This window comes from Herpetosiphon sp. NSE202 (genome assembly GCF_042688385.1).
Classification (GTDB): domain Bacteria; phylum Chloroflexota; class Chloroflexia; order Chloroflexales; family Herpetosiphonaceae; genus Herpetosiphon.
This window is the reverse complement of sequence record NZ_JBHUPY010000001.1, coordinates 399,567-424,113: the sequence shown is the minus strand read 5'-3', so window position 1 is coordinate 424,113 and position 24,547 is coordinate 399,567. Positions and strand designations below refer to the sequence as shown.

20 protein-coding genes are annotated in these 24,547 nt (G+C 49.8%); 13 read left to right on the top strand and 7 right to left on the bottom strand.

Going from position 1 to position 24,547, the window contains the following annotated elements:
- Positions 1 to 391: 391 nt before the first annotated feature.
- From abc-f to ACFMKP_RS01750, 8 genes are all read left to right on the top strand, one after another.
- The gene (abc-f, locus tag ACFMKP_RS01785; RefSeq protein ID WP_382288525.1) at positions 392 to 2,035 is read left to right on the top strand and encodes a ribosomal protection-like ABC-F family protein; all 1,644 of its coding nucleotides are present in this window, start codon (positions 392 to 394) and stop codon (positions 2,033 to 2,035) included.
- Positions 2,029 to 2,847 (top strand): biotin--[acetyl-CoA-carboxylase] ligase, encoded by an 819-nt coding sequence (locus tag ACFMKP_RS01780; RefSeq protein ID WP_382288523.1) that lies wholly within the window; start codon positions 2,029 to 2,031, stop codon positions 2,845 to 2,847. The genes abc-f and ACFMKP_RS01780 overlap by 7 nt, the downstream gene beginning before the upstream one ends.
- 120 nt (positions 2,848 to 2,967) lie before the next feature.
- Entirely contained in the window at positions 2,968 to 5,016 is a 2,049-nt protein-coding gene (locus ACFMKP_RS01775; RefSeq protein WP_382288521.1) for a hypothetical protein, read from the top strand.
- Positions 5,013 to 6,158 (top strand): glycosyltransferase, encoded by a 1,146-nt coding sequence (locus tag ACFMKP_RS01770; protein ID WP_382288519.1) that lies wholly within the window; start codon positions 5,013 to 5,015, stop codon positions 6,156 to 6,158. Before ACFMKP_RS01775 ends, ACFMKP_RS01770 begins: the two co-directional genes overlap by 4 nt.
- Positions 6,158 to 7,348 (top strand): glycosyltransferase, encoded by a 1,191-nt coding sequence (locus ACFMKP_RS01765; RefSeq protein WP_382288517.1) that lies wholly within the window; start codon positions 6,158 to 6,160, stop codon positions 7,346 to 7,348. Before ACFMKP_RS01770 ends, ACFMKP_RS01765 begins: the two co-directional genes overlap by 1 nt.
- 50 nt (positions 7,349 to 7,398) lie before the next feature.
- A complete protein-coding gene (locus ACFMKP_RS01760) occupies positions 7,399 to 8,670 on the top strand; it encodes a lipopolysaccharide biosynthesis protein (RefSeq protein WP_382288515.1) in 1,272 nt (423 codons plus the stop codon).
- The gene (locus ACFMKP_RS01755) at positions 8,667 to 9,974 is read left to right on the top strand and encodes a polysaccharide pyruvyl transferase family protein (RefSeq protein ID WP_382288513.1); all 1,308 of its coding nucleotides are present in this window, start codon (positions 8,667 to 8,669) and stop codon (positions 9,972 to 9,974) included. The genes ACFMKP_RS01760 and ACFMKP_RS01755 overlap by 4 nt, the downstream gene beginning before the upstream one ends.
- 8 nt (positions 9,975 to 9,982) lie before the next feature.
- On the top strand, positions 9,983 to 11,149 hold the full coding sequence (locus ACFMKP_RS01750; protein WP_382288512.1) for a glycosyltransferase family 4 protein: 1,167 nt from the start codon (positions 9,983 to 9,985) through the stop codon (positions 11,147 to 11,149).
- Here ACFMKP_RS01750 and ACFMKP_RS01745 read toward each other — a convergent pair.
- Both ACFMKP_RS01745 and ACFMKP_RS01740 read right to left on the bottom strand, forming a co-directional pair.
- Positions 11,124 to 11,645 carry a hypothetical protein gene (locus ACFMKP_RS01745; protein ID WP_382288510.1) on the bottom strand — a complete coding sequence of 174 codons (522 nt, stop codon included), beginning with the start codon at positions 11,643 to 11,645 and terminating at the stop codon, positions 11,124 to 11,126. The two genes, ACFMKP_RS01750 and ACFMKP_RS01745, sit on opposite strands and share 26 nt — an antisense overlap.
- A 31-nt stretch (positions 11,646 to 11,676) precedes the next feature.
- Positions 11,677 to 12,417, bottom strand: a complete 741-nt coding sequence (locus ACFMKP_RS01740) for a TylF/MycF/NovP-related O-methyltransferase (protein ID WP_382288508.1) — start codon at positions 12,415 to 12,417, stop codon at positions 11,677 to 11,679.
- A gap of 375 nt (positions 12,418 to 12,792) precedes the next feature.
- On the opposite strand from ACFMKP_RS01740, the gene ACFMKP_RS01735 reads away from it, so the two are divergent.
- Positions 12,793 to 14,205: a hypothetical protein gene (locus ACFMKP_RS01735; RefSeq protein ID WP_382288505.1), complete on the top strand. Its 1,413-nt coding sequence runs from the start codon at positions 12,793 to 12,795 to the stop codon at positions 14,203 to 14,205.
- Between the two features lie 112 nt (positions 14,206 to 14,317).
- Here ACFMKP_RS01735 and ACFMKP_RS01730 read toward each other — a convergent pair whose 3' ends face one another.
- The 5 genes from ACFMKP_RS01730 to ACFMKP_RS01710 all read right to left on the bottom strand — a co-directional run bounded on the left by ACFMKP_RS01730 (position 14,318) and on the right by ACFMKP_RS01710 (position 20,297).
- Complete coding sequence (locus ACFMKP_RS01730; RefSeq protein ID WP_204755860.1) at positions 14,318 to 15,253, bottom strand: branched-chain amino acid transaminase; 936 nt, start codon at positions 15,251 to 15,253, stop codon at positions 14,318 to 14,320.
- Positions 15,254 to 15,283: 30 nt separating this feature from the next.
- Positions 15,284 to 16,198, bottom strand: a complete 915-nt coding sequence (locus ACFMKP_RS01725; RefSeq protein ID WP_382288502.1) for a DMT family transporter — start codon at positions 16,196 to 16,198, stop codon at positions 15,284 to 15,286.
- A 90-nt stretch (positions 16,199 to 16,288) separates the two neighbouring features.
- The gene (locus ACFMKP_RS01720; protein WP_382288500.1) at positions 16,289 to 17,785 is read right to left on the bottom strand and encodes a PLP-dependent aminotransferase family protein; all 1,497 of its coding nucleotides are present in this window, start codon (positions 17,783 to 17,785) and stop codon (positions 16,289 to 16,291) included.
- Positions 17,786 to 17,868: 83 nt separating this feature from the next.
- The gene (locus ACFMKP_RS01715; protein ID WP_382288498.1) at positions 17,869 to 18,024 is read right to left on the bottom strand and encodes a hypothetical protein; all 156 of its coding nucleotides are present in this window, start codon (positions 18,022 to 18,024) and stop codon (positions 17,869 to 17,871) included.
- Positions 18,025 to 18,164: 140 nt separating this feature from the next.
- Entirely contained in the window at positions 18,165 to 20,297 is a 2,133-nt protein-coding gene (locus ACFMKP_RS01710) for an ATP-binding protein (RefSeq protein WP_382288495.1), read from the bottom strand.
- A 304-nt stretch (positions 20,298 to 20,601) separates the two neighbouring features.
- On the opposite strand from ACFMKP_RS01710, the gene ACFMKP_RS01705 reads away from it, so the two are divergent.
- The 4 genes from ACFMKP_RS01705 (at position 20,602) to ACFMKP_RS01690 (ending at position 24,479) form a co-directional block, all read left to right on the top strand.
- The gene (locus ACFMKP_RS01705) at positions 20,602 to 20,904 is read left to right on the top strand and encodes a hypothetical protein (RefSeq protein ID WP_382288492.1); all 303 of its coding nucleotides are present in this window, start codon (positions 20,602 to 20,604) and stop codon (positions 20,902 to 20,904) included.
- A gap of 148 nt (positions 20,905 to 21,052) precedes the next feature.
- Complete coding sequence (locus tag ACFMKP_RS01700; protein WP_054535056.1) at positions 21,053 to 22,126, top strand: inositol-3-phosphate synthase; 1,074 nt, start codon at positions 21,053 to 21,055, stop codon at positions 22,124 to 22,126.
- 358 nt (positions 22,127 to 22,484) lie between these two features.
- Positions 22,485 to 23,351: a lysophospholipid acyltransferase family protein gene (locus ACFMKP_RS01695; RefSeq protein ID WP_382288490.1), complete on the top strand. Its 867-nt coding sequence runs from the start codon at positions 22,485 to 22,487 to the stop codon at positions 23,349 to 23,351.
- 78 nt (positions 23,352 to 23,429) lie between these two features.
- Positions 23,430 to 24,479: a glycosyltransferase family 2 protein gene (locus tag ACFMKP_RS01690; protein ID WP_382288487.1), complete on the top strand. Its 1,050-nt coding sequence runs from the start codon at positions 23,430 to 23,432 to the stop codon at positions 24,477 to 24,479.
- The last annotated feature ends 68 nt before the right edge of the window (positions 24,480 to 24,547 follow it).

Genomic DNA, 24,547 nt, shown 5'->3' with positions numbered 1-24,547 from the left:
TGCGCTATGCAAGTATGCGAAAATTGTAATAGGGAGTAGGGGTCAGGGGTCAGGGATTAGGGGCTAGTTTTAACCGCGAAGGACACGAAGAAACACGAAGCATTAGCTGCTTTCGTGCTCTTCGTGTCCTTCGTGGATCAATAATTCATCCCTTATCCTTCATACTTCATACTTTTCCCTATGTTCTATGATCTCTGTTCTTTTCTGCCTTTTGATTTTTGACTTTTGACTTGGCCTGCATCCTTCGCAAGCCCGATCTTGGGGTGGTTGAAGCTGTGCTACACTGAACTTATTGATTCTTTTATGGAGTTACACCAATGAAAATCACCAGTTTGATGATCCTGAATCGCAATTCGGCCCAAAATAGACTACCCGGGAGATCATCGAACATATGTTATTGCAGATCAACAACCTCAACAAAGCCTATGGCCCACATCAAATCCTCAGCGACATTGCGCTAATCATCAATCGCGGCGAACGAATTGGCTTAGTTGGAGCCAATGGCGTTGGCAAATCGACCTTACTGCGCTTAATTATTGGCCAAGAGCAAGCAGATACTGGCTCCATTCGCTGGGGCGAAGGCTGCGAATATGGCTATTTAACCCAGCAATTAACCACGCCCGCTGATGTCAATGTTGAGCAATTACTGGCAGCCAGCCAACAACAGCTGAGCGCGCTAAGCCAAGAGCTTGAGCAATTAAGTGCCCAAATGGCAAGCGCCGACCCCGATCAACTTTCAGCGATTTTAGAACACTATGGTGATGTGGCCCAACGCTTTGAACTGCGTGGCGGCTACGAGCTTGATCATCGCATCGATCAAGTGCTGCAAGGCCTTGGATTGAGCCATATTCCACGTGAACGCTCGGTGCAAGAGCTATCTGGCGGCGAGAAAACGCGGCTTGGTTTAGCTGCACTGCTGATTAGCAACCCCGATTTGTTGTTGCTCGATGAACCAACCAATCACCTTGATCATCAGGCCAGTGCATGGCTGGAAACCTGGCTCCAAGCGCATACTGGCGCAATTTTGGTGGTTTCGCACGATCGAGCCTTTCTCGATCAAGTGGCGACGACCATTCTTGAGCTTGACGAACATACCCATCAACTCAAAACGTATCCTGGCAATTACAGCGCTTATTTTGCCGCCAAACAAGCAGAACGCGAGCGTTGGGAAGCTGATTATGAGCGTCAGCAGGCCGAAATTCGCCAATTGCAACAGCGCGCCAAAGCCCAAAATCAACAAGTTGCGCATAATCGAGCGCCACGCGATAACGATGGCTTTATTTACCATGCCAAGGGCGAAAATGTGGCAACGGCGATTTCGCGCAATGTGCGTTCAGCCCAGCAAGCGCTTGAGCGAATTTTGGCTGATCCAATTGCCGAGCCACCCAAACCACTCACAATCAATCCAACGTTTAACCCAAGCTCCGATGGCAGCCAACAACTGCTCTCAATCGAAGGCCTACGCTATCAACGTGAGCAGCAAACCATCCTTGAGCAGATCGATTTGGAATTACGGCCCCGCCAACGGATTCTGATTACTGGAGCCAATGGCAGCGGCAAAACCACATTGCTCGATCTGATCGCAGGCGATTTGCAACCCAGTAGTGGTCAAATTCGCTCTGGCCCAAATGTGCAAATTGGCTATTTACGCCAAGAATATCAGCGCCCCAAGCCTGAGCAAACCCTGTTTGAAGCCTATCGCGAGGGCTTAATTGGCTTCAACAAAGACTTGATCAACGAACTAGTGTGGTCGGGCCTGTTTCGCTACGCCGAGGTTAACCGTCCGGTTGGTGGCATTAGCACAGGCCAGTTGCATAAGTTACAATTAGCCCGCTTGATTGCCTTGCGCGCCAATGTGCTCTTGCTCGACGAACCGACCAACCACCTCAGTTTTGATGTTTTAGAGCAATTCGAGGCGGCGATCAACCAATTTGCTGGGCCGATCATTGCCGTTTCGCATGATCGGCGCTTTATCCAGCAATTTGCTGGCGAGATTTGGCACTTACACGAGGGACGGTTAACGCGCCTATGTTGACATCATTTGAACAAACAATCATTGAACCAGCCCGTTATCAACTAGAAACCTTGATTATTGGCCAAGAATTGCTCGGCCTTGAACAAACGGCTTCGACCAACAGCCTAATTCGCGAACGGGCCTTTGCTGGCGTGGCCGAAGGCTTGGTGATTGTGGCCAACGAGCAAACCGCAGGCCGTGGGCGACGTGGGCGCAGCTGGAGCGCTCCCGCTGGCAGCAGTTTGTTGCTTTCGCTATTGTTGCGGCCCACTTGGCTGGTGCCGAGCGAGAGCTTCTTATTAACAATGTTGGCAGCCGTCGCCATCAGCGAGGCCATCGAACGCGAAACCAGTTGCACAGTTGAACTCAAATGGCCTAACGACCTGCTGATTAATGGGCGCAAATTAGCAGGAATTTTGGTTGAGCTAGAAACCGCAGGCCCCGAGCGGCTACGCTGGGCAGTGATTGGCAGCGGAATCAATGTCAACTGGCAGCCGACCGATGATCCAACAATTAACCAAGCAGCAACCTCGTTGGCCAGCGAATGTGGCCATGAAGTTGATCGGGCTGGCTTGCTACGCGCCATTTTGCACAGCTACGATCGCCATTATCTCAATTTGCGCAGTGGTCGCCGCGAAGCATTACGGCAAGCATGGCTGGATCGCTTAACCACCTTGGGCAAAGCGGTCGAGGTTGAACTAAGCACGCATAGCTTTGTTGGCGTGGCTGAAGCTGTTGATCAGCATGGTGGCTTGCAGGTGCGCGACAGCACCGGCCAACTGCAAACCGTCTATGCAGGCAATGTTAAAGTGCGGCCTTTAGCCCAAGCCTAACCACGCTAAAACCCCACAATAGCCTAGCGCTGGCCAAGCCTTAAGGTTTGACAGCGTTTTAGGCTATTGTTATACTCGCCACGTTGTGACACCTGTCACATGAATTAAAGGCCACGATGCATGCAGATCGAATCCCATCCTTCAACTCAGGCGAAGCAATCAGGTTGGCAACGCTATCAGCCATACTTAACGATTGCCAGCGCCGTGCTAGCCATCATCTTAGCATTGTTTAGCTTTGGCTTTGGGCGCAGCATCGATTGGTTTGCGCTTAATCTCACGCCGATGGTTGGGGTTAGCAGCTTTTTGCTCTTTGTGATGTTAATTCCTGGCTGGGCCGTCATTCGCTGGCTTAGCCCTGCCCAATTGCTCAGCAGAAGCGAACGCTGGGCCTTAAGTTGGTGCGTTGGCATTGCCCTGCCGCCAATCAGCTTAAACCTCTTTGCAATTCTTGGGCTATCGCTTAATCGCTGGGTGATTATCGGCTATGCCTTGGCTGGGCTGCTTGCTGCAATCTGGCCAGCGCCACGCACAAGCTGGAATCTGCGGCTTAACCAGCTTAAAACCATCAGGATCAGCGGCCATGGCTGGCTGCTTTTGAGCATTGCCTTGGTGAGCTTGCTGCAACGCATGCTGGCAGTGCGCAATTTAAGCGTCGCCCAATGGAACGATGCCTATCACCATACGCTCATCACCCAGCTCTTTTTGAATAATGGTGGCATTTTCGAGACGTGGCAACCCTATGCCGCGTTAAATACCTTCAGCTACCACTACGGCTTTCATGCCAATAGTGCCTTTTTGGCCTGGTGGAGCCAGCTCGCCGCCACAACCAGCGTGTTGTATACTGGCCAACTCCATGGCGTTGCCACGACAGTTATGGCCTACCTGCTTGGGCGACGACTCAGCGGACGGCCTAGCGTGGGCTTGATCGCCTTTGCGCTCACCAGCTTCTACAATCTGATGCCCGCTTTTTATGTCAATTGGAGCCGCTTTACCCAATTAACAGGCCAAATTATTTTGGTGGGCTTGGTGCTGGTTTGGTTTATGGCCTTGGAATACCCGCGCTTTTCGTGGAAGTTGCTTGGTTTAGCCACCATTCTGACCACAGGCTTACTATTGACCCATTATTTGGTAACCCTGTTTGCAGTAGTAATGGTTGCGATGCTCATTTTGGCATTATTAGCCCTGCGCCCAACATTTGAGCAGTTAAAGCAGCTGAGCTTACGCGCCAGCATAATTACAATTGCCAGCGCGCTGATTGCTGCGCCGTGGCTGTATACGATTATTCAGAGCAAACTCACGGCGATTGCCCGCAACTATGTGACTGGCTATAGTTCGGGCTATGCCTCAACCGTTGCCACGCTTGACCAAATTGTGCCAACCTATATTAAAGCACCAATTATGCTGTTGGCGGTTATCGGCATTTGGCTGGCTTTTGCTCAACGTGCTTGGCGTATGCTGTTGCTGGTAGTTTGGAGCCTTGGAATCCAGATTTTAGCGGTTCCCTATGTCTTTAATCTGCCAATTAGCGGGATTATTAGTGGCTTCGCGGTCTCAATTATGTTGTACATCCCGATCATTCCCTTAGCTGCCTACCCGCTGGGTCTGTTGCTCGATCGCTTTAGCAGCAACTGGTATCTCAAAGCTGTGGCTGTGGTTGGTTTGTATGGCTTGATCGTGTGGTCGACACCATGGCAAACAGCGATTGTGAATCAACAAAATCGGCTACTAACCAGCGCCGATGAGCAAGCGATGAATTGGATTCGCACAACAACCGAGCCAGATGCACGCTTTTTGATCAATGGGCTATCGAGCTATGGCGATGCCTTGATTATTGCCGATGATGGTGGCATGTGGATTCCCTTCCTGACTGGCCGCCAAACCACTATTCCGCCATTAACCTATGGCTCGGAAAAATCCAGCGATCCAAACCTTGATCGCGATGTGTATATGCTGTATGACGCGTTGCGTTCGACCGCCTTAGAAAGCGCCGAAGGCATCGCCTTGCTTCACAAAAATCAGGTTGATTATATTTATACTGGCCCGCATATGGGCCAGAATGCTCAAAATACCCAGCTGAACATTCAAGCCCTTCGTTATCGGCCAGAGCAATTTCCAATTGTCTACGAGCGTGATGGAGTGGTGATCTTTGCAGTAAAGGCGCAACAATGAAACTGTGTGTGGTTGGACCAACCTATCCCTACCGTGGGGGGATTGCTCATTACACCACGCTTTTGGTCAAACACTTGCGCGAGGTTGGCCATCAGGTGCGATTTTATTCGTATACCCGCCAATATCCGCGCTGGCTTTTTCCAGGCAAAACCGATAAAGACCCAAGTGCAACGCCGTTGCGGGTTGAATGCGAATATGTGCTCGACCCAACCAACCCAATTACTTGGTGGCGCTTATGCCGCAAAATTCGCGCCGATAATCCCGATTTGGTGGTGTTGCAATGGTGGGTTCCCTACTGGACACCATCGCTGAGCTATATTTCGCGCTGGCTGAAAAAACATACCAAAGCCAAAGTTGTGTATATTTGCCACAATGTGATGCCGCATGATGGCGGTGGCTTTTTGGATCGGCGCATGGCTTCGACAGTGCTCAAGCAGGGCGATGCATTAATTGTGCATAGCGACCAAGATTTGCATCGTGCCCAAGCGCTGTTGCCTCAAGCAGCTGTGCTTAAATCGCAGCTGCCAACCTTTGAAGAAGTTGCCAAGCACACCGATGCGGCAGCAATTGAAGGTTTGCGTAGCCAGCTTGGCATCGCCAGCGAGCACGATATTTTGCTGTTTTTTGGCTTTGTACGGCCCTACAAAGGCCTCGAATATTTGATTCAAGCCTTGCCGTTGGTGGTCAAGGAGCGGCCTGTGCATTTGCTGGTGGTTGGTGAGTTTTGGGCTTCGCCCGAATTTTATCAGCGCTACACCCGCGAGTATGGCGTTGAAGCCAATGTGACCTTTGTGAATCGCTATGTGCCCAACGAAGAGCTTGGCCCGTATTTTGATCTGGCCGATGTCGTCGTCTTGCCTTATATTTCGGCCACCCAAAGCGCCGTCGTCCAATTGGCCTTTGGGCTTGGCAAGCCAGTCATCACCACCCGCGTAGGCGGTTTGCACGAAGTGGTGCGCGATGGCGTAAATGGCTTAGTCGTGCCGCCGCAAGATGAAGTAGCGCTAGCCAAGGCGATTGTGCGCTATTTTCAGGAAGAACTTAAAGCGCCGATGACCGCTGCGGTTCAGGCTGAACGCGGCCAACAATTGCATGGCTGGGAAAATCTGATCAGCTGCATTGAACAAATTGGGGCCAAATAATGCGGCGGATCGTGTTTCTGATAACGATGGGCATTGAGCGACCGTCGGGCCAGCGCTACTTCAATCTGGCCCGCGAGTTGGTGCGCAATGGCGATCAGGTGCGCATTTTAGCCTTGCACCCCGATTTAGCCCAGTGCCAACAGCGCCGCTTTGTGCAAGATGGCGTTGAAATTTGGTATGTTGGTCAGATGCACTCGCGCAAACGCCATGGCGAGGTGCTGCCATTTTCGCCCTTGCAATTGCTCTGGGTCTTAATCACCGCAACTTTGGGCATGCTTTGGGGCATTTTCTGCTCGCCAGCAGCCATTTATCACCTTGGCAAGCCGCAACCGGTAAATGGATTGGCCGCAATTTTAGGCGTAATGCTTGGGCGCGGCCAGCAGTTTTGGGTCGATTGCGATGATGATGAAGTTGGCAGTAATCGGCTCACCAATCAGGCTCAGCGCATGGTCTTTGCTTTTTGGCAATGGCTTTTGCCGCGCTTGGCCAAGGGCGTAACGGTCAATACCCAAGCCTTGGCGGCGCGCATGCTGCAAGCGCGCGTGCCCAAAATCGTTTATGTGCCCAACGGCGTTGATCATAGCTTGTTTCAAGCGCCAGAACCAATAGTTTTGGCTGGTTTGCGCAGCAGTTTGGGCCTTGATGGCAAAAAAGTGATTGCCTATGTTGGCACAATTGCCCTCCACAATCACCCAATCAATTTGTTGCTCGAAGCCTTCGACCTGCAACTAAAGCACGATCCCCTGATTCGCGTGCTGCTGATTGGCAGCGGCGAAGATTTGGGCTATGTCCAAAACTGGATTCGTGAACATGGCTATCACGATCGGATTATCTGCCTTGGCCATCAAGATCGGCGCACGATTCCGACCTGGATGGCGCTTGCCGATGTTACGGTTGATCCCGTTTATGATGATGCGGTGGCGCAAGCCCGTTCGCCGTTGAAGCTGTTTGAAAGCTTGGCCTTGGGCATTCCCGCGGTCACTGGTGATGTCGGCGATCGGCGCTTGATTTTGAATTTTGTCGCTGATCGCTTGATTGCACCTGCTGGCGATGGCTTGGGTTTAGCCCAAACCCTGCAAAGCGTGCTTGCCAGCTGGAGCGATGCAGATCGCCAGGCATGTGTTGAGCGCGCTGCTGACTATGCATGGTCTGCTTTAGCGCTACGTTGGCGCACAGGCTACGAGGAATAATATGCAAACGAGCCGCATGATCTGGCCCCAACCAATGAGCGAGCAGCGTCATGATTAAGGATTCCACTTCAACCCAAACCACGCCGACCGAAACCCAAGCCACGGCCAAATTACCCCGAGCGCGGCTTTTTCAGATTAGCTTTGGGGTTGGCGGCGTTATGTTGGCGCGGCTATTGGGAATTTTCACCCAAATTATTTTGGCCCGCCGTTTAGGTGCCGAGCAATATGGCTTGTTCAACTCGCTCTACGCCTTGCTAAACCCATTAATTATTCTGGCCAATTTGGGTTTGGATAATTGGCTGCTACGCCAAAGCTCCGATCGGGTGCTGCTGAATAAATCGGTAAGTCGGGTTTTTGCCTTGCGTGGCTTTGTGCTGGCTGGGCTGTTATTGGCCGCAGCGCCGTTTGTGAGCATGCGCAACCCTGCCTTTACCCCGCACTTGATCGCCTTGGCCTGCGCAGGTATTATTGGCGATTTATTGGTTGGCACCGCCGATACCGCGTTGCGGGCTTCGATTCAGGTGCTCAAAGCCTCTAGCCTGCAAATTGTGGTCGCACTGAGTTTATTTGTGCCAATTTGGTTTACGCCGCAATTGCCATTCTCAACCGTGGTGATCTATCGCTGTATTGCGGTAGCGCTGGGTTTTGGCCTCAGCGTGTACTATTTACATGGCATTTTGCGCTGGGTTTGGCAGCCACGCCAATGGATTAATACGATTCGCGAGGCTCGTTTCTATTTTGTTTCCGAAGTTATGGCCTACCTGACCTTGCGCGTCGATCTCTTTTTGGTGGCCTTGCTCTTACCAACGATCAATTCAGGCATTTATGCGCCGCCGCTGGCAATTATCAACAACACATTTTTAGTGCCCAGCATTACCGCCCAAATTTTGCTGCCGATGATCGTCAAGCATTCGCCAAAGTCGCCACTGTATCGACGGGTTATCCGCTTGGCAATTGGCTTGAGCATGCTGTATGGTTTGGCATGGTTCGCCCTGCTCACATGGTATTCCGATTGGATTATCAACCTGATGTATGGAGCGCAATATGCCGATGCAATTCCGTTGTTGCAAATTATGGCGATAATTCCCTTGCTCAAGAGCCTCAATTTTTGCTGGGCGACCTTTATGGTTTCCAACGATCAGCAGCCATTGCGGGTCAAATTGCAAACAATCGGCGCAACAGTTAGTATTCTGGGTAATTTTGTCGTAATTCCGTTGTATGGCTTGCAGGGCGTGGCGATTATCAATATGATCACTGAAATTGCCCTCTTTATTTCGTATGGATATGGTGCTTGGCTAACCTATCAGAAAGTGATGCGATGAAGGTTTTGTTGTTAAACGCTCATTCGCCGCAAAATGCTGGCGATTTGGCCTTGCTTGAGCAATCATTGGCCCATTTACAGACAGCGTTTCCTCACGCCAATTTGAGTTATGTGATCAATCAGCCCGATCCAGTAGCCTGGCTACCAGCTGATGTGCCATATATTCGTTCGATTCACGAGCATAAAACCAACTTGATTAAAGATGTACCCAAGCCACGCCGTAAATGGTTGATGCTGGGTTTGGCAATCTGGTTGGTCAGCATCAGCTTAATCTATCGCTGGACAGGCCTCAAACTCAAGCCACGGGCAACGAGTGCTTGGCGCGAATTAGTTGAGCATTATTTTGAGGCCGACGTAACTGCGGCTATTGGCGGGGGCTATTTGTACACCACCAAAGCCTTCGACCTCAACTATATTTGGGTTTGGTTGGGCGTGGCCTTGCCGGTGCTGATGGGCAAGCCGCTGGTAATGCTGCCGCAATCGTTTGGGCCAGTTACTGGCAAGATCAACCAATTGCTCTTAGCTTGGTTAGTCAATCGCTCGGTGCTGGCTTATGCCCGCGAGGAGCGCTCGCAGCAATATTTGTATAGCATCGGAGTTAATCAACCAGTCCATGTTGTGCCCGATGTGGCCTTCAATTGCCCAACTGTCGAGCCAGCCCATGCAGAAGCCTATTTGGCAGAATGGTGGCAGCCAGCCAAACGCCCAGCCTTGTTGGTTGGCATTACGGCCATGGATTTTGGCATTCAGCATCCAGGCTCTGGGTTTAGCCATGGCCAGCGCTACGAACAAGCCTTGCTTGATTTGATTCAGCATATCAGTCAGCGCGACGATGTGCATATCTTAGTGTTTGCCCAATGTGTGGGCGCAAGCGAGGCCGAGAATGATCGGGTTGTGGCGCGGCGTTTGCTAGCCCAACTGCCTGCTGAAACCCCAATTACCTTTATTGATGATCGCTTGCAACCAGCAATGCTCAAACAGTTGTATAGCCAGCTTGACTTGCTGGTGGCAACCCGCTTGCATTCGGCGATTTTTGCCTTGAGCAGCAACACACCAAGTTTTGTGATTGGCTATTTGCACAAATCGGCGGGAGTCATGCAGATGCTCGGCTTAGCTGATTATCAAATTCCAATCGAATCGATTGATAGTGCCAACCTTATCAGCGCATTCGACCAAACCGTTGCTGCGCGCAGCTTGATTAAAAGCTTGATGCGCAGCACAATTCCCAGCCTGCAAAGCCAACTAGAGTGCTTGCCCAGCCAAATTCGGGCAGCGGTTGGCGATTGGTTAAGAGGAGCAAAGTAGCAAATTATATGGATAAAATAACTGTCGCTCATGTGATTCCTGGTTTTGCTAGCGCCGAGGGTGCTGGTGGCTCGGCACTCTTTGGCATCGAAGTGGCCCGCACTTTAGATAAAAGCCGATTTCGACCGATTTTGTGTGGCATTCACCGCTATAATACGCCATCCGAGCAGCGCTGGCTCGAAACCTTGGCTGCAGAAGGCATCGAAACCAGAATTATGGTGCCAGAACGCAGAAAATTGCGCTATGATATGGTGCGCTTTAGTGCCTTATTCAATCAACTCATTCAAGAACAAGCAGTTGATATTATTCATACCCATGTCGAACGAATTGAATTTTTCATTAGTGTGCAAAAACTATTGCACCCAAGCTACTATCCCAAATTAGTGCGCACCCTGCATATCAACTCCATGTGGGTAACGAGGCCGTTGGTGCGACGCTTGATGAATATTGTCTACACCCAATTGTTTAGCGAAGAAATTGCGATTTCGCAAGCCACGAAAACGATGCTTGATCAGCGTATGGCAGCACGGTTTTTTGGCCGTTCAGCGACACTCATTCAAAATAGCCTCCCTTTGGCGCGCGTGCAAAAATTCGATTTGCCAAAACAACACGCGCCATTTAGCCCACCACGCTTCTTATTAATTGGCCGGCTAGAAATTCAAAAAGCCCAAGATATTTTTATTCAAGCGGCGGCATTGGTGCTACAACATATCCCAGATGCAGAATTTTGGCTCGCAGGCGAGGGCACGCAAGAAGCTAATTTGCGTCAACTGGTAGCCCATTTAGCAATCGAGCATGCAATAACATTCCTTGGTCCACGCGGCGATATTCCCGAAGTTTTGAGCCAGGTTGATGTGCTTGTCTCAACCTCGCGCTGGGAAGGCTTTGCAACAGTTATTTTGGAAGCAATGGCGGCCCGTACCCCAATTATTGCTAGCAATATTGGGGGCAATAAGGAGCAAGTCATCGATGGTGAGACTGGGCTATTAGTCGAGGCCGAAAATCCGAGCGCTGTGGCCGCAGCTATGCTTTGGATGCTGGAACATCCCAGCGAAGCAGCAATCATGGGCCAGCGCGGCTACGAGTGGGGGCAGCAGTTCACGATGGAACGCACTGCTGCCCAGTATGAGGCAATCTACGAAGGGATGCTTAGGGAGCAAAAATATCGACCTTGAGTTCGCCTAAATCGAGTTTTTGATCGCTTTTAGCATCAATCACCATTGTTATCTGATCAGGGCCAAGTAACACCTTATAATTGCCAAAAACATCGCCGACTACCACAACATAGCGATGGGGTGGAATATTTTCAAACACAAAATCGCCTTGATCATCAGCAATAGTAATTGGGCTTTGGGCAGTATTCAGCACAAAATTGGTTTCGCCCTGATCGTTATCGAAGGCTTCAGCCAATTGAACTGGAACTTGGCTATAGGGCTGATTATTGGTTGGGTTGCTAACATTGCCAAAAACCGTTGTCCGGCCACTTTCAGGATCTTTAATTTGGCTCAAATCGTGATCTTCGACGGTCATGAGGGTTGGGGTTGGCAAGGTTCCAACCGTTGGCAAGGAACTGTTAACAGTTGGCAATGGGTTGGTTGTAGCAGGCAAACTACTATCGCTACAGCCAGCCAATGCTCCCAGGATTAAGCCTGTCAAAAGAATTTTGCGCATAGACAATGTACCTCTTTCCTAAAACATAACATTAGCGCCGAGTAATATGCAAACGACTTTTATGCTCAAAGCGAAATTCAGCTTGGCGATTACGGAAGAAATCATCGATAGCATGGCGACAACCAGACCAACTAGTATAGTCGTCGATGACCAAGATACCGCCTTGAACCAGATGCGGCACAATTCGTTCAAGACAAACCATCACTGAATCGTACCAATCGCAATCAATATGGGCGAAAGCGACTGGCTGATCGATCTGGAGGCTATCTTCATATAAGCCCTTAACTAGGTGTACATGATGTTGCTCAATTGGGTAGCCTGCTTCGGTAAAGGCGGCGATAACCTTTTGATCAAGCTCCTCTTCATAGCCATAGTAGCGACGATTGCCCAAACCGGGCGATTTACCAGTGCTAATCACTTCGTAGCGTTGATGCACATCCTGGCCATCACGTTCTGAAGGTGGCGGAATCATGCCAAAAACATCGTAAATTGCAAATGGACGTTGTTTGGCTTTGACACTGGTAATCACAATCGCCGAGCCGCCAGCAGCACAGCCCAATTCAAGCATTTGGCCAGCTATGCCCTGTTGTTCAAGCTGACGCACGGCCAAGCCCAAATCGATTAAGGCTAGTGGATCAAGGTAGGTTAAGTGCTGTTTCTGGACATGTTTGATCGTATTTACCAGCTTTGGGTGCATGCGATTGAGCGAACTCAAGCGCCATGTGTTGGCCAAGGTTGACCAACTATTCTTAAATCGTGTTTTGATTCCCAAATCGGATAACTCCTCTTTAATCGATCGAATTAACCCCGCTAAACAAGGATAAAAATAGCTTATTAACCCAAAAGGATTAGCCGCTTCGCAAGGGATTAAAGAACAAATAGACCAATAGTTGTGCGAATTAATGCTTGATCGATGATTGAAATAGGCGCTAGCCCAACGAAATCGGGTCAAAAGCTAGCCAAGCATACCACGCTGAATACATCAGATCAAATCTAGCAAAGAAGCATCCATAGGCACAATAATCCTGCTATTAGCCAAGATGGAGTATTGTCATGAACCTATGATCTTGTGATACTATAGCGAGCATCCAAGGGAATACCTACGAAGTGTCTAGGTAAATTAACGGTCGTATAAAGGAGTTCATCCATGACGTTTGCGAAGCTGCGTGTCCGGGCAATGATGGTTGCCTTGTTGCTTTCAATCTTTGCAGTAGGCGGTCGGGGCGTATCAGCTCAAACCAATGCCTATGCAACCGCCTTCACTACCTCAATCACCTACCAAAACATTGGTGCTGGTGCAGCAAACATTAACTTGGTTGTTTACAGCTCAACCGGTGTTGCATCACCTGCTCCATCATCAACCTTGGCCCAAAATGGCGCTGGCTCGTTCTTCGTTGGCTCAGTTAGCAGCTTTGGCACCAGCTTCAATGGTTCAGCAGTTATCTCAGCTGATCAACCAATCGCTGCAACCTTGGTCCAAATTCCAGCAGCAGCCTCAGTTGTGAAAAACCGCCCATTGTCGAATGGTTTCTCAAGCGGTTCACCAACCGTTTTGATTCCAACCGTTTTGAAGTCATTTGCTAACTACACCAGCAAATTTGTCGTTCAAAACACCGACTCAGTTGCGAACGATTTCAAGATTGAATTCGTCACCCCAACTGGCGTTACGTACACCGCCAACCCAACCAACGTTTTGCCAAATGCTTCAGTCTACTATGATGCTGGCACGATTGCTGAATTGGGCGCAAGCTTCAATGGTTCAGTTCGTGTAACCGCCACCAAGAATGGCACCAGCAACGCAGGTAGCGCTGTTGGTACCGCCCTTGAATTGCAAACCAACGGTGCTGGTGCATATGCTTCACAAGCATTCCCATCAACCGCTGCTGCAACCAAAGTCTACATGGCAAGCGCCCTCTGCGACTTAGTAATTCCAAGTGGTAAAGCTACCACGTTCTATGCAGTGCAAAATGCTAGCACTTCACCAGCTACAGTTAGCGTTACCTATGTTAGTAGCGCAGGTGGTGCACCAATAATGTCACCACAAGTCACCATTGCCCCAGGTGCTAAAGCAAGCTTTAACCCTTGTGGTGTGACTCCAGTGAACTTCAATGGCTCAGCAACCATCAACTCAAACCAACCAATCTTGGCTATTGGTAAGGTTAACGGCGCTGGCTTGTACACCGCATTCGAAGGTGCAACCGCTGGTAGCGCTAAGACTGCATTGCCATACGTTCGCTGGTTGACCCCAGCTCAAGGTGGCCAACAAACCTTCATCGCCATCCAAAATGTTGGCACGACTGCTGCAACCAACGTCACCGTTAAGTACTACAACGCAACCGGTGGATTGATTGGTACCCACACCATTGCAAACATTGCACCAGGCGCTAAGGCTAGCTCAAACCCAACCAGCGCAACTCCAAGCGCTGCTGGCATGGGTGTTGGTGGTGGTTCAGCGGTGGTTGAAGGCGCAGGCGCTAGCTTGATCGTCGTTGCTCGTGTCCAAACTCCTGTTGGTACTGGCACCACCGGCGAAGACTACAACGGTATTCCTTTCAACTAGGCTAAAACCTTTGAGGATTCCCTTGGGCCTGCTCCAGCAATGGAGCAGGCTTTTTTGTGCATCTAAAAACGCCAGTTCACATGAACTGGCGTTTGTCCGTAGGTAGCTGAGTTTATGCCAAGACAGAACTATAGACAGGGCTGCACCATTCGCGGCGCTTGGCATCTTGGCCATGGGTTGCTGCATAATACAAGCTGCGAAGCTGCGTGAAGATGGGGCCAATCTCGCCATTGCCAACCGCGCGATGATCAACCTCTACCACCGGCGTAACTTCAACACCAGTACCACAGAAGAATATTTCATCGGCTGCATAGAGTTCGGTACGATCGATCGTGCGCTCAACGACCTGCAAGCCAAGCTCCTCAGTCGCCAGTTGCTTGATGACATGGCGGGTAATGCCTTCCAGAATGTTATCGGTAATGCCTGGGGTATACAATACGCCATTGCGAACCACATAAATGTTTTCGGCGCTACCTTCGCAAACATGGCCATCTTGGGTCAAAACAATGCCTTCATCAAAGCCATTTTGCATGGCTTCGCTCTTAACCAGCGCTGAATTAACATACGATCCAGTAGCTTTCAGTCGCGCTGGAATCGCATTATCATCAATTCGTCGCCATGAGCTAATACCAACTTTCAAGCCAGCTTCTTTTTCAATATATTTGCCGAATGGAATCGCCCAAATCGTAAAATCGTCGCTGATGTCGTGCAAGCGTACCCCAATGCCTTCAAACGATTTGTAGGCTAAGGGACGAATATAGACATCGCTGCGAAATTCTTCGCGCCGCAATAATTCGAGCGTGGTTTCAACCAGTTGCTCCACCGTGTAGGGCAAGCGAATTTGCAACACTTTGCACGAGCGCAACAAGCGTTCGTAGTGGGCTTGCAAATGAAACACATACAATTGCTCATCGGCTTCGTTCCAATAGGCCCGAATGCCTTCAAAACAGCCAGTGCCATAATTCAAGGCATGGTTCATAACACTGACTTTGGCATCAGCAATCGGCACAATTTCCCCTTTGAAAAAGGCAAAACGATTGGTTGACATAGCTACTCCTTAATTGTAGGCAAGAATTAATTAGCTGCTGGAAGCGGCCACGCTCTGACGACGAAATGGCCATTTGCCATTGACAATGATCACACCCAGCAAAATCAAACATAAACCAATTAGCATATCACTGCGAATGGCTTCATTCAAAAACAGCCAGCCCCAAAAAATCGCGAAGATTGGCAAAATATAGGTCACTTGCGAGGTACGCGCTGCCCCAACCTGTTTAACCAACCAGAAATAGAGAATCTGGGCAATTGCAGTGCCTAAAATAGCCAAGCCAAACAGCGAGCCAAGCGAAACTAAACTCGGCGTTTGCCAGCTGTTATGGTCAACCACAATTGCGATTGGCAAGAGCATTAGCGCGCCACTCACCATCTGGCCAAAGGCTGGAATCAGGGCTGGCAAGCCGCCAAAAGTACGGCGCACATACAATGTGCCAATCCCATACATCGCTGAAGCAATAATACAGGCAATTTGGCCCCACGTATCCAAGCTATCAATGTTGCCAATCGAGCGCGAAAATAAATAGACGACCCCAGCGAAGCCCAGCAAAATGCCAAAGGTGCGCACTCCGGTCAGGCGTTCTGAGCGTACAAAGCTAAACGCCAGAATCACTGTCCATAACGGTGTCGTCGCATTATAGATCGAAGCCAGCCCACTGGCATTTGCGCCCATTTTGTGCTCGCCCCAAGCAAAGAGGCAGTAGGGCAAGGCGGCGTTGATAAAGCCAACAAAGCCCAGCGAATACCAAAGCTTGCGCTCACGGGGCAAACTAATTTTTTGCCAGCGCAACACTGCATAAATCAACACCGCAGCAATTGCCAGCCGCAGAAACACAAAGCTAATTGGCGGAATTGTTTCTACGCCCAGCCGAATAAATAAAAACGATGCTCCCCAAACTAACGCTAAAATCATCAATACGCCCATTTGCCGCAGTGTCATACCACAATTTCCTTCCTTGCAAGCCAGCAATCTATCGATGGAACCGAGGCGGAGCAGTGCTGTTCCAGCATTGTTTTGGAATTCACCAGCTTACATGAGTGGTGTGGTTTCGCGCCAAGCCCGCGCAGCAAGTTGGCCGCAACGCAAGACATGGCGGGTCAAAACATCGCCCAATAGGCGAATTCCACGATCAATTAATTCTGGTGATTGGGTGGCAAAACAAAGCCGTAGGTGTGCATTGCGCGGCGGTTGGGGAAAGAAGACATTGCCGAGCGTTACACCAACGCCTGCTTCGATCGCCTCGGTATAAATATCGGTGCCATTCAATCCAGCAGGCAAGGTCAGCCAATAGCATAACCCGCCGCGTGGATGCGTCCATTGAATATCACGGGGACAATAGCGGTTGAGCGCCCGTTCCATGGCATCGCGACGCTCGCGATAGAGTTCGCGCACATAGCGCAGATGGGCTGCCAACTGACCGCGCCCAAGGTAATCGGCCAAGGCCCGTTGCAGCAACGGCGAGCAGTGCAAATCGTTGCCACGCTTGGCAGCAAGCAATGGGTGCAACAGCTCATCGCGGGCAACCAAATAGCCCAAACGCAAGCCAGGAGTCAAAATTTTGGAGAAACTGCCAAGATACACCACCCGCCCATTGGTATCGCGGGCTTTGATTGGGTGCGGTGGCTGGGTATCATAGCTCAACGGCCCATACACATCATCTTCTAAAATAATCAGATTATGCTCTTCGGCCAAGTGTAATAGCGCTGCTTGACGTTCTGGTGAAAGGCAAACACCGGTCGGATTGTGAAAGGTTGGCACGGTGTAGAGCAAGCGTGGTTTGTATTCGCACAACACCCGTTGCAAAATATCCAGCCGCAAGCCTTGGTCATCCAAGGGAATGCCGATTAGGCGTACGCCCAAGGCTGTCGCTTGTTCGATAAAGCCTAAGTAGGTTGGTTCTTCAACCAACACCACATCGCCTTGACGCACAAAGGCCTTTAATGCCAAAGCCACACCTTGCTGCGCACCTGTCGTAACCAGCACATGGTCGGGCGAGGTCACGACGTTGCGATCAAGCAGCCACGTTGCAATCGCTTCACGCAAACATAATTCGCCTTGGGTTGGGCCATAGCCTAAGGCACTTGGGTCGCGCAGCGCTTGCTGAATAGCCCGCCCAATTTCGCGCACCGGAAAGGTTTCTTCTGCTGGCGAGGCTTGGGCAAAGGAGATCAGGTTGGGCTGCTGGGCCAAGCGCAGCATATCAGCCAGCATGCCTTGGCTAATCCATGGGGTTTGTAGCTCGTCGACAGCGCGTTGGCGTAGCTCATATTCGGGAATAATTGGCTTCGAGCGTTCGGCGACGAAAGTGCCGCGGCCAACGTAGGCCTCAACCCAACCACTAGCTTGCAATTCACTATAGGCATTGTGGACAGTCAAGCGAGTAAGACCAAGGGATTCGGCTAAATCGCGCACTGGTGGCAATTTGGTGCCAGCTGGCAAAGAGCCACTCCGAATCCGTTCTTGTAATTGTTCGGACAATTGAATGTAGAGTGGCTTGGCATGTTGGCGATCAAGCTGAAATTCCATGGTTGGCCTTTCTGTGGAAGGATTGGCAATTAAAGACAATGACGTAGAGCTCTATTGTACCAGCCCTACGCCATTATTGTCATTTAGGCCATGACAAGTGAAAAGATAAGCAGGACAATTGGTAGGACAATGAAGACATTCAGCGGGTTTTTGATCGTCCAGTGAGCTTCTGTATCAATTGGCATCCATGATTGTTGACTTGCTGGGCTAAATATATTGGTTGATTCTTGCTTATACATTGCATTAGTTCCTTTTTGTTGTAACTATTGTCTGAAACTAATGTACCATTTAGTTGCCATATTGTAGAGTGACAATTCTGCATTGTACCCTAGGACATATTATCAACATTTGTTAATAAATTGAGGAAGTTTGGGGTATTTTAGACTTGCAGAGGCAAATAAATCGTAAAAACACTGCCTTGACCAATTTGGCTTGTCACGTCGATCGTGCCGCCGTGGAGATCGACAATTTCTTTGACGACAAAGAGGCCAATGCCCAGCCCAGCAACATGGCTGCGGGCTGCATTACTGGCGCGATAGAAGCGGGTAAATAAATTTGGCAAGGCTTCAGCAGGAATGCCAATCCCATGATCGCGTATCTCGACAATCGCTTGCTGCGCATTGCGATCAACTCGCACCAGCACTTCGGTTTGTTCGGGGCTATATTTGAGCGCATTGTTGATCAAATTGATAAAGACTTGCTCCAAGCGCATTGAGTCGCCCGTGACTTGAATTGGCTGGCTAGTCAGGCATTGGTAGCGAATCTGATGATGGTCGGTTGTCAGCGCCAAATCATTGACCAAATTGTGCACCAGTTGAGCAAGATCAATCTGATCGTGCTGCATATCAAGCTGGCCCATTTCAATTCGCGAAACATCGAGCAAGGCCGTGACCATCTTGTTCATGCGATTGGCTTGGGCTTCGATTGCTTGCAACGAACGTTGAAGCCGTTCATCTTCATAGTTGAGCCGTTCGAGACGGCGCAAGCTTAATTGCGATTGGCCAAGCAAGGTCGTCAGTGGGTTTTTCAACTCGTGTGAGGCAATTGATAAAAATACATCGCGCAGACGGACTGCATCTTGAGCTTGGCGATACAAATGGGCCTGCTCAAGCGCCAAAATCATGCGTTGACCAAGTTCCTCGGCCAATTCAAAATCAATCTGGTCAAAATCACGTTCAGCATGCAAAAAGACAATCGCCCCACTTAATTGATGTTGATCTTTAAAAGGGATGATAATTGCTGATTGATAGCCCTGTGGCAAGGCATGATCGATGATTTGGGCTTGGCCACTGGCAATTGCTGAGGCAAAAGCTGGGTGTTGGTGCCAATCAATCAATGGTTGCTCAGCGCTGCTATAACTGGTCATTGGCTCATCATCGGGATCGAGCATGAGATACAAGCCGCAGGCGGTGCTAAAGTTGGGGGTTGGCACCGCAGCGCTAGTTGCTAAAACCTGGCTCAAATCGATTGTCGAAGCTAATTGATTATGTAATGTGCGCAGCAAACGTTGGCCAAATTCATCGCGATAACGCTCGGTTACATCGCGAAACACCATCACCGCGCCAATCACCTGTTGCTCGCGATCGTAAATTGGCGCAGCGCTATCCTCAATTGCAACATAATCATTGCCTTGGCGCATCACCACCGAATTGCTCAAGGTAACAATTTCTTCTTGCTCTAAGGCGGTATTCACTGGATGAGCAAGCACTTGTTTGCTGATGGGGTCGAAAATCTCCGCCACCTCATTGATTGATTTGCCCAGCGCTTGATCTTCGGGCCAGCCAGTGATCGTGCTGGCGATATGGTTCATAAAGGTAATTTGGCCAGCGGTATCGGTGGTTAATACTGCATCACCGATGCTAGCGAGGGTGACGGCAAACCATTCGCGTTGATTGCGCAACTCATTGGCGGCTGCGTCGCGCTGGCGTGCATCGCGCTTAGTTAACACCATGGTGCCAATCACAAAAGCACTGGCGATTAAGGTGGCGAAGGCCAAAGCAAACCCAGCTCGTTGCACGTTGAGCTTGGTTTGGGCAGCTCGTTCAAGCGCCCGATTATTTTCACGGATCAACAAGCCATTGACAATTTGACGAATTGTATCCATATGTTCTTTGCCTTGATTTTCCAGCACAATAATTTGGGCTGCTTCAAAGCCTTGCGTGCGCCGCAACTCGATTGTTGTAATGAGCTCTTGTTGTTGCTGTTGAATCAAGTTTTTTAAATCTGGAAGCCGCGAATAAAAAATTGGACGAGTCGTACTATTAGCTTCAATCTCAGCAATTAATCCAGGTAGCTCAATTTGGGCAATTTTGTAGGGTTCTAAATATTGCTCGCTGCCAGTAATAATAAAGCCACGTTGAGCGGTTTCTGCATCAGTCAACAAGGCTAAAAGCCGATTTAAGCGATTGGTCATCGTTTCCGATTCAATTACATTCGCATTATTGGCTTGAATGGTTAACAGATATTGCCATGACAGAAGGCCATTGACGATAATGATAAATGCTGCTAGCATGAACCAACGAGTTAACTTGTGTGATCCTACTGTTTTCATTGTAGACCATCTCAACACATTCCGACCCCACGTTTAATACCCATGAGATGCAAGCAGTTCTACCGAATCATCGCCTAGCAAGCTTTGACCGACGTTATAGCTGTCGTCACGAAGCGCTGTTGCAGCGATTGCAACCTATGGAGTACTCAGTGTGTTTGAATTGTAGCATATTCATGCCACAGCATTTACCCCCTAGCGGTTTCAACATCCATCGATAACTGATCTGCCTAGCTACGGCTAGCGCAATCACAGGAAGGAGCATTGTATGTTCAATGCCCAACAACGAACCGTTTTAGAACGCCAGGCAGTCAGGTTGTTTTGCCAACATGTTGAAAACTTCTGGCATGATTTTGTGCCACCTCAAGGTTATGGAATTCTTGATGGCGACTCGTTGCAACCACCGCAATTTCCAGCGATTCGTCGCAAGTCAATGGCAATCGAAGCCCATCCTTCTGATCAGCAATCATTCTTTGTGGTGTGTCAACGCCGCGATGCGATAAATGGCAAATGGTATCGATTACAACGCTTGTTTAACTACCAAATTTTAGCCAATTTGGCTGTAAGTTAAGCAAAAATAGGCCAAAAAGTGGTCTAGCATGTGCACAGCTTGATTAAGCTGTGCAATTTGCTATGGTTGCTTGCCAATGGATTTTAACTGGAGTACAATTTTTCCTTGGATAGAGCTTCCGTTCAGCCATTTAAGGAGTTGTGTCGTTTTGAGTAAGAAAATTCGCGTAGCCATTATCGGCGTGGGCAACTGTGCCTCGTCACTCGTTCAAGGGATTGAATTTTACAAAAATGCCAACGAGAACGACCGCATTCCTGGTTTGATGCACGTCAATCTTGGTGGCTATCACGTCAGTGATATTGAATTTACCGCTGGCTTCGATATTAATATTACGAAGGTCGGCAAGGATTTGTCTGAGGCGATTTTCGCCGAACCAAACAACACCTATAAATTTTCCGAAGTGCCCCACTTGAATGTGCCAGTCTATCGCGGCATGACCCACGATGGTTTGGGCAAATATCTGAGCCAAGTGATTGAAAAAGCACCTGGCTCAACCGCAGATATTGTTAAAATTCTGCGCGATACCAAAACCGATGTGGTGATTAGCTATCTGCCAGTTGGCTCGGAAATGGCCACCAAGTGGTATGTTGAGCAAATTCTCGAAGCTGGCTGTGCCTTCATCAACTGTGTGCCAGTCTTTATTGCTAGCCAAGAATACTGGCGCAAACGCTTCGAAGAAAAGAATTTGCCAATTATTGGCGACGACATTAAGTCGCAAGTTGGCGCAACCATTGTCCACCGTGTGCTGACCAACTTGTTCGAGCAACGGGGCGTGCATTTGGATCGCACCTATCAATTGAATTTTGGTGGCAACACCGACTTCTACAACATGCTCGAACGCGAACGCTTGGAATCGAAAAAGATCTCCAAGACCAACGCCGTTACCAGCCAATTGCCCTATGGCTTGCCTGACCAAAACGTCCACGTTGGCCCAAGCGATTATGTTCCATGGTTGACCGACCGCAAATGGTGCTATATCCGCATGGAAGGCACAACCTTTGGCAATGTGCCATTGAACGCCGAAGTTAAGCTTGAAGTGTGGGATTCGCCAAACTCTGCTGGCGTGGTGCTCGATGCAATTCGCTGTGCCAAATTGGCACTTGATCGCGGCGTTGGCGGGGCTTTGTACGCACCTTCATCGTACTTTATGAAAACCCCACCAGAACAATACACCGATGACGAAGCTCATCGCCGCACCGAACAATTTATTGCTGGCGAATAGTTGAGGGAGAACATAGAGCATAGAGCATAGAACAGAGTTGGCTGATGGCTACTGGCTATCGGGATATGGTCGGATTAACCAATGATCACAGATCAGCAAAATCCAATTCCAAGCTTTTATGTGTAATGGTTCATTCGGTTGGCAACAATGGTTCATTCCCTCACCCCCAGCCCCTCTCCCACTGAACGCGGGCGAGGGGAGCGCTGGTTTTTACCGACGTATTGCGCAAGAACCACGGGATGAAAGCCCCTTGCCCACCACGTGGGCGAGGGGTTGGGGTGAGGGGATCATGCGGTGGTTAACCTGATGTATCAGTACATTTATGCTCTATGTTCTATGTTCTATGTTCTCAAGCATTATGAACACACTAAAACTGTATCGTTTGGCAATGCGTTGGTTGCCGCGCTTCCCCAATTGGCTGGTGTATGCAGCCTGCGATGTTTGCGCTCTCTTGGCGCTGTTTAGCCCCAAACTCCGCCGTAACACCAGCTCGAATCTGGCTCGGGTTGCCCCCAAAACCAAAGGCATCGCCCGCTTGTATATGCAATCGCGGGTGGTTGCCAATGTTTTGCGCCATTATGCCGATCTTGTGCGCTTGCCAGCTTGGAGCCTTGAGCACATGCGCCAACGCTTCGATTACTCTGGCCTAGAGCATTTGCAGGCGCTGGCCGAAACTGGCGGCTTGTTGGTGGTTGCCCACACTGGCGCGTTTAGCACTGGGCTTTCGGTGTTGGCGGCTCATGGTTTGCCCGTGGTGCTGGTTGTCGAGGCCATCGAGCCACCAGAATTTTTGCAATTGGTCAAAGAATTGCGTGAAGCCCATGGCGGCGAGTTGATTGTGCTGGGGCCAAATGCAGGCCGCGAAGTGCTCAAAGCGCTGCGAGCTAAGAAAATTGTCGTTTTAGCAGGCGATCGCGATTTGGCTTCGCAAGCGATCAAAATTCCCTTCTTTGGCGAGTTGGCTGATGTGCCAATTGGCCCAGCGCGCTTGGCGTTACGCGGTTGGCCAGTGGCGCTTGGCAGCTGCGCATGGTTTGGCGCAAATGAGCCATTCTTTCGCGTCGATCCCATTCGCCATTTTCAGGCCTTGCCCGATGAAAACACTGACCAAGCAGCAGAACGGGTAGCGCGTGAAATGCTGAGCTATTTGGAAACATGGATTGTAAAGTGGCCCGAAAGTTGGGGGGTGTTGCAACCAGTTTGGCCTGAGCGCACCAACGATTGAATTTCGTGCTACTATTGGGCCGATACAGGCAATCTGCTGATTCGCTGAATAACTAGCATACAAAGGAAGGCCACGCCCATGGCCACGATGCCAATGAGTGAAACCTATATTCAACCAAGCGAACCGACACGCAGCCATCCATGGCGGGTAATTATTCAAATTCCCTGTTTGAACGAAGAAGAAACCTTGCCAGCGGTGTTGAATGATATTCCCTTGGATTTACCCAATGTGCATTTTGAAACCCTCGTCATCGACGATGGCTCGACTGATCGCACGGTTGAGGTAGCGCGTGAGCTTGGGGTTAACTACATTGTGCGTCATCGTGGGCGCAAAGGTCTGCCAGCGGCTTTTCAATCGGGCATGGATGCAGCGCTCAAACTTGGTGCTGATATTATCGTCAACACCGATGGCGATCATCAATATCCAGGCTCGGCGATTCCCGAGCTGATCAAGCCAATTTTAGAGGGCAAGGCCGATATTGTGATTGGCGACCGCCAAACCCAAAACGTCGAGCATTTTTCAACCCAAAAGAAATTACTGCAACGGGTTGGCAGTTGGGTCGTGCGGGTTGCCTCAGATACCGATGTGCCCGACGCACCCAGTGGTTTTCGCGCCTACTCCAAAGAAGCTGGCTTGCGCTTGTATGTCACCAGCGAATTTTCCTACACGATTGAAAATTTGATTCAAGCTGGCAAGCGTCGCCTAAATGTTGACCATGTGGCGATTACCACAAAGCCAACCAGACCATCGCGCTTGCATCGTGGTAATTTCAATTTTGTGAAGCGCCAAGGCGCGACAATTATTCGAACCTATGCCCAATATGAGCCGCTAAAAACCTTTACCTACTTTGCGCTGCCGTTTTTGCTAATTGGTGGTGGCTTGCTGCTGCGCTTTATGATCTACTACCTGCTTGATCCAAATCAGACCTATACCCGCTATTTACAATCGGTTTTTATTGGCGGCGTATTTATGATTGTCGGAATTTTGACCTTCTTCATTGGGATTCTGGCCGACTTAAGCGGCAACAATCGCCGGATCAACGAAGAAATTCTGTATCGCTTGCGCAACCTTGAAGTCGAGGTCGCCCGCCGCTCACCACCCAATGATGGCACGGAAATTCACGAGTAGCTACGCAAATCAGAAGTCAAAAATCAAAAGGCAAAAGGGATGAGGCTCTAGGCTTTTGGCGATCAGGG

Coding starts and splice junctions, on each gene's coding strand:
- abc-f (WP_382288525.1), top strand. CDS start 392: ATGTTATTGCAGATCAACAACCTCAACAAAGCCTATGGCCCACATCAA.
- ACFMKP_RS01780 (WP_382288523.1), top strand. CDS start 2,029: ATGTTGACATCATTTGAACAAACAATCATTGAACCAGCCCGTTATCAA.
- ACFMKP_RS01775 (WP_382288521.1), top strand. CDS start 2,968: ATGCAGATCGAATCCCATCCTTCAACTCAGGCGAAGCAATCAGGTTGG.
- ACFMKP_RS01770 (WP_382288519.1), top strand. CDS start 5,013: ATGAAACTGTGTGTGGTTGGACCAACCTATCCCTACCGTGGGGGGATT.
- ACFMKP_RS01765 (WP_382288517.1), top strand. CDS start 6,158: ATGCGGCGGATCGTGTTTCTGATAACGATGGGCATTGAGCGACCGTCG.
- ACFMKP_RS01760 (WP_382288515.1), top strand. CDS start 7,399: ATGATTAAGGATTCCACTTCAACCCAAACCACGCCGACCGAAACCCAA.
- ACFMKP_RS01755 (WP_382288513.1), top strand. CDS start 8,667: ATGAAGGTTTTGTTGTTAAACGCTCATTCGCCGCAAAATGCTGGCGAT.
- ACFMKP_RS01750 (WP_382288512.1), top strand. CDS start 9,983: ATGGATAAAATAACTGTCGCTCATGTGATTCCTGGTTTTGCTAGCGCC.
- ACFMKP_RS01745 (WP_382288510.1), bottom strand. CDS start 11,645: ATGCGCAAAATTCTTTTGACAGGCTTAATCCTGGGAGCATTGGCTGGC.
- ACFMKP_RS01735 (WP_382288505.1), top strand. CDS start 12,793: ATGACGTTTGCGAAGCTGCGTGTCCGGGCAATGATGGTTGCCTTGTTG.
- ACFMKP_RS01730 (WP_204755860.1), bottom strand. CDS start 15,253: ATGTCAACCAATCGTTTTGCCTTTTTCAAAGGGGAAATTGTGCCGATT.
- ACFMKP_RS01725 (WP_382288502.1), bottom strand. CDS start 16,198: ATGACACTGCGGCAAATGGGCGTATTGATGATTTTAGCGTTAGTTTGG.
- ACFMKP_RS01720 (WP_382288500.1), bottom strand. CDS start 17,785: ATGGAATTTCAGCTTGATCGCCAACATGCCAAGCCACTCTACATTCAA.
- ACFMKP_RS01715 (WP_382288498.1), bottom strand. CDS start 18,024: ATGTATAAGCAAGAATCAACCAATATATTTAGCCCAGCAAGTCAACAA.
- ACFMKP_RS01710 (WP_382288495.1), bottom strand. CDS start 20,297: ATGCTAGCAGCATTTATCATTATCGTCAATGGCCTTCTGTCATGGCAA.
- ACFMKP_RS01705 (WP_382288492.1), top strand. CDS start 20,602: ATGTTCAATGCCCAACAACGAACCGTTTTAGAACGCCAGGCAGTCAGG.
- ACFMKP_RS01695 (WP_382288490.1), top strand. CDS start 22,485: ATGAACACACTAAAACTGTATCGTTTGGCAATGCGTTGGTTGCCGCGC.
- ACFMKP_RS01690 (WP_382288487.1), top strand. CDS start 23,430: ATGGCCACGATGCCAATGAGTGAAACCTATATTCAACCAAGCGAACCG.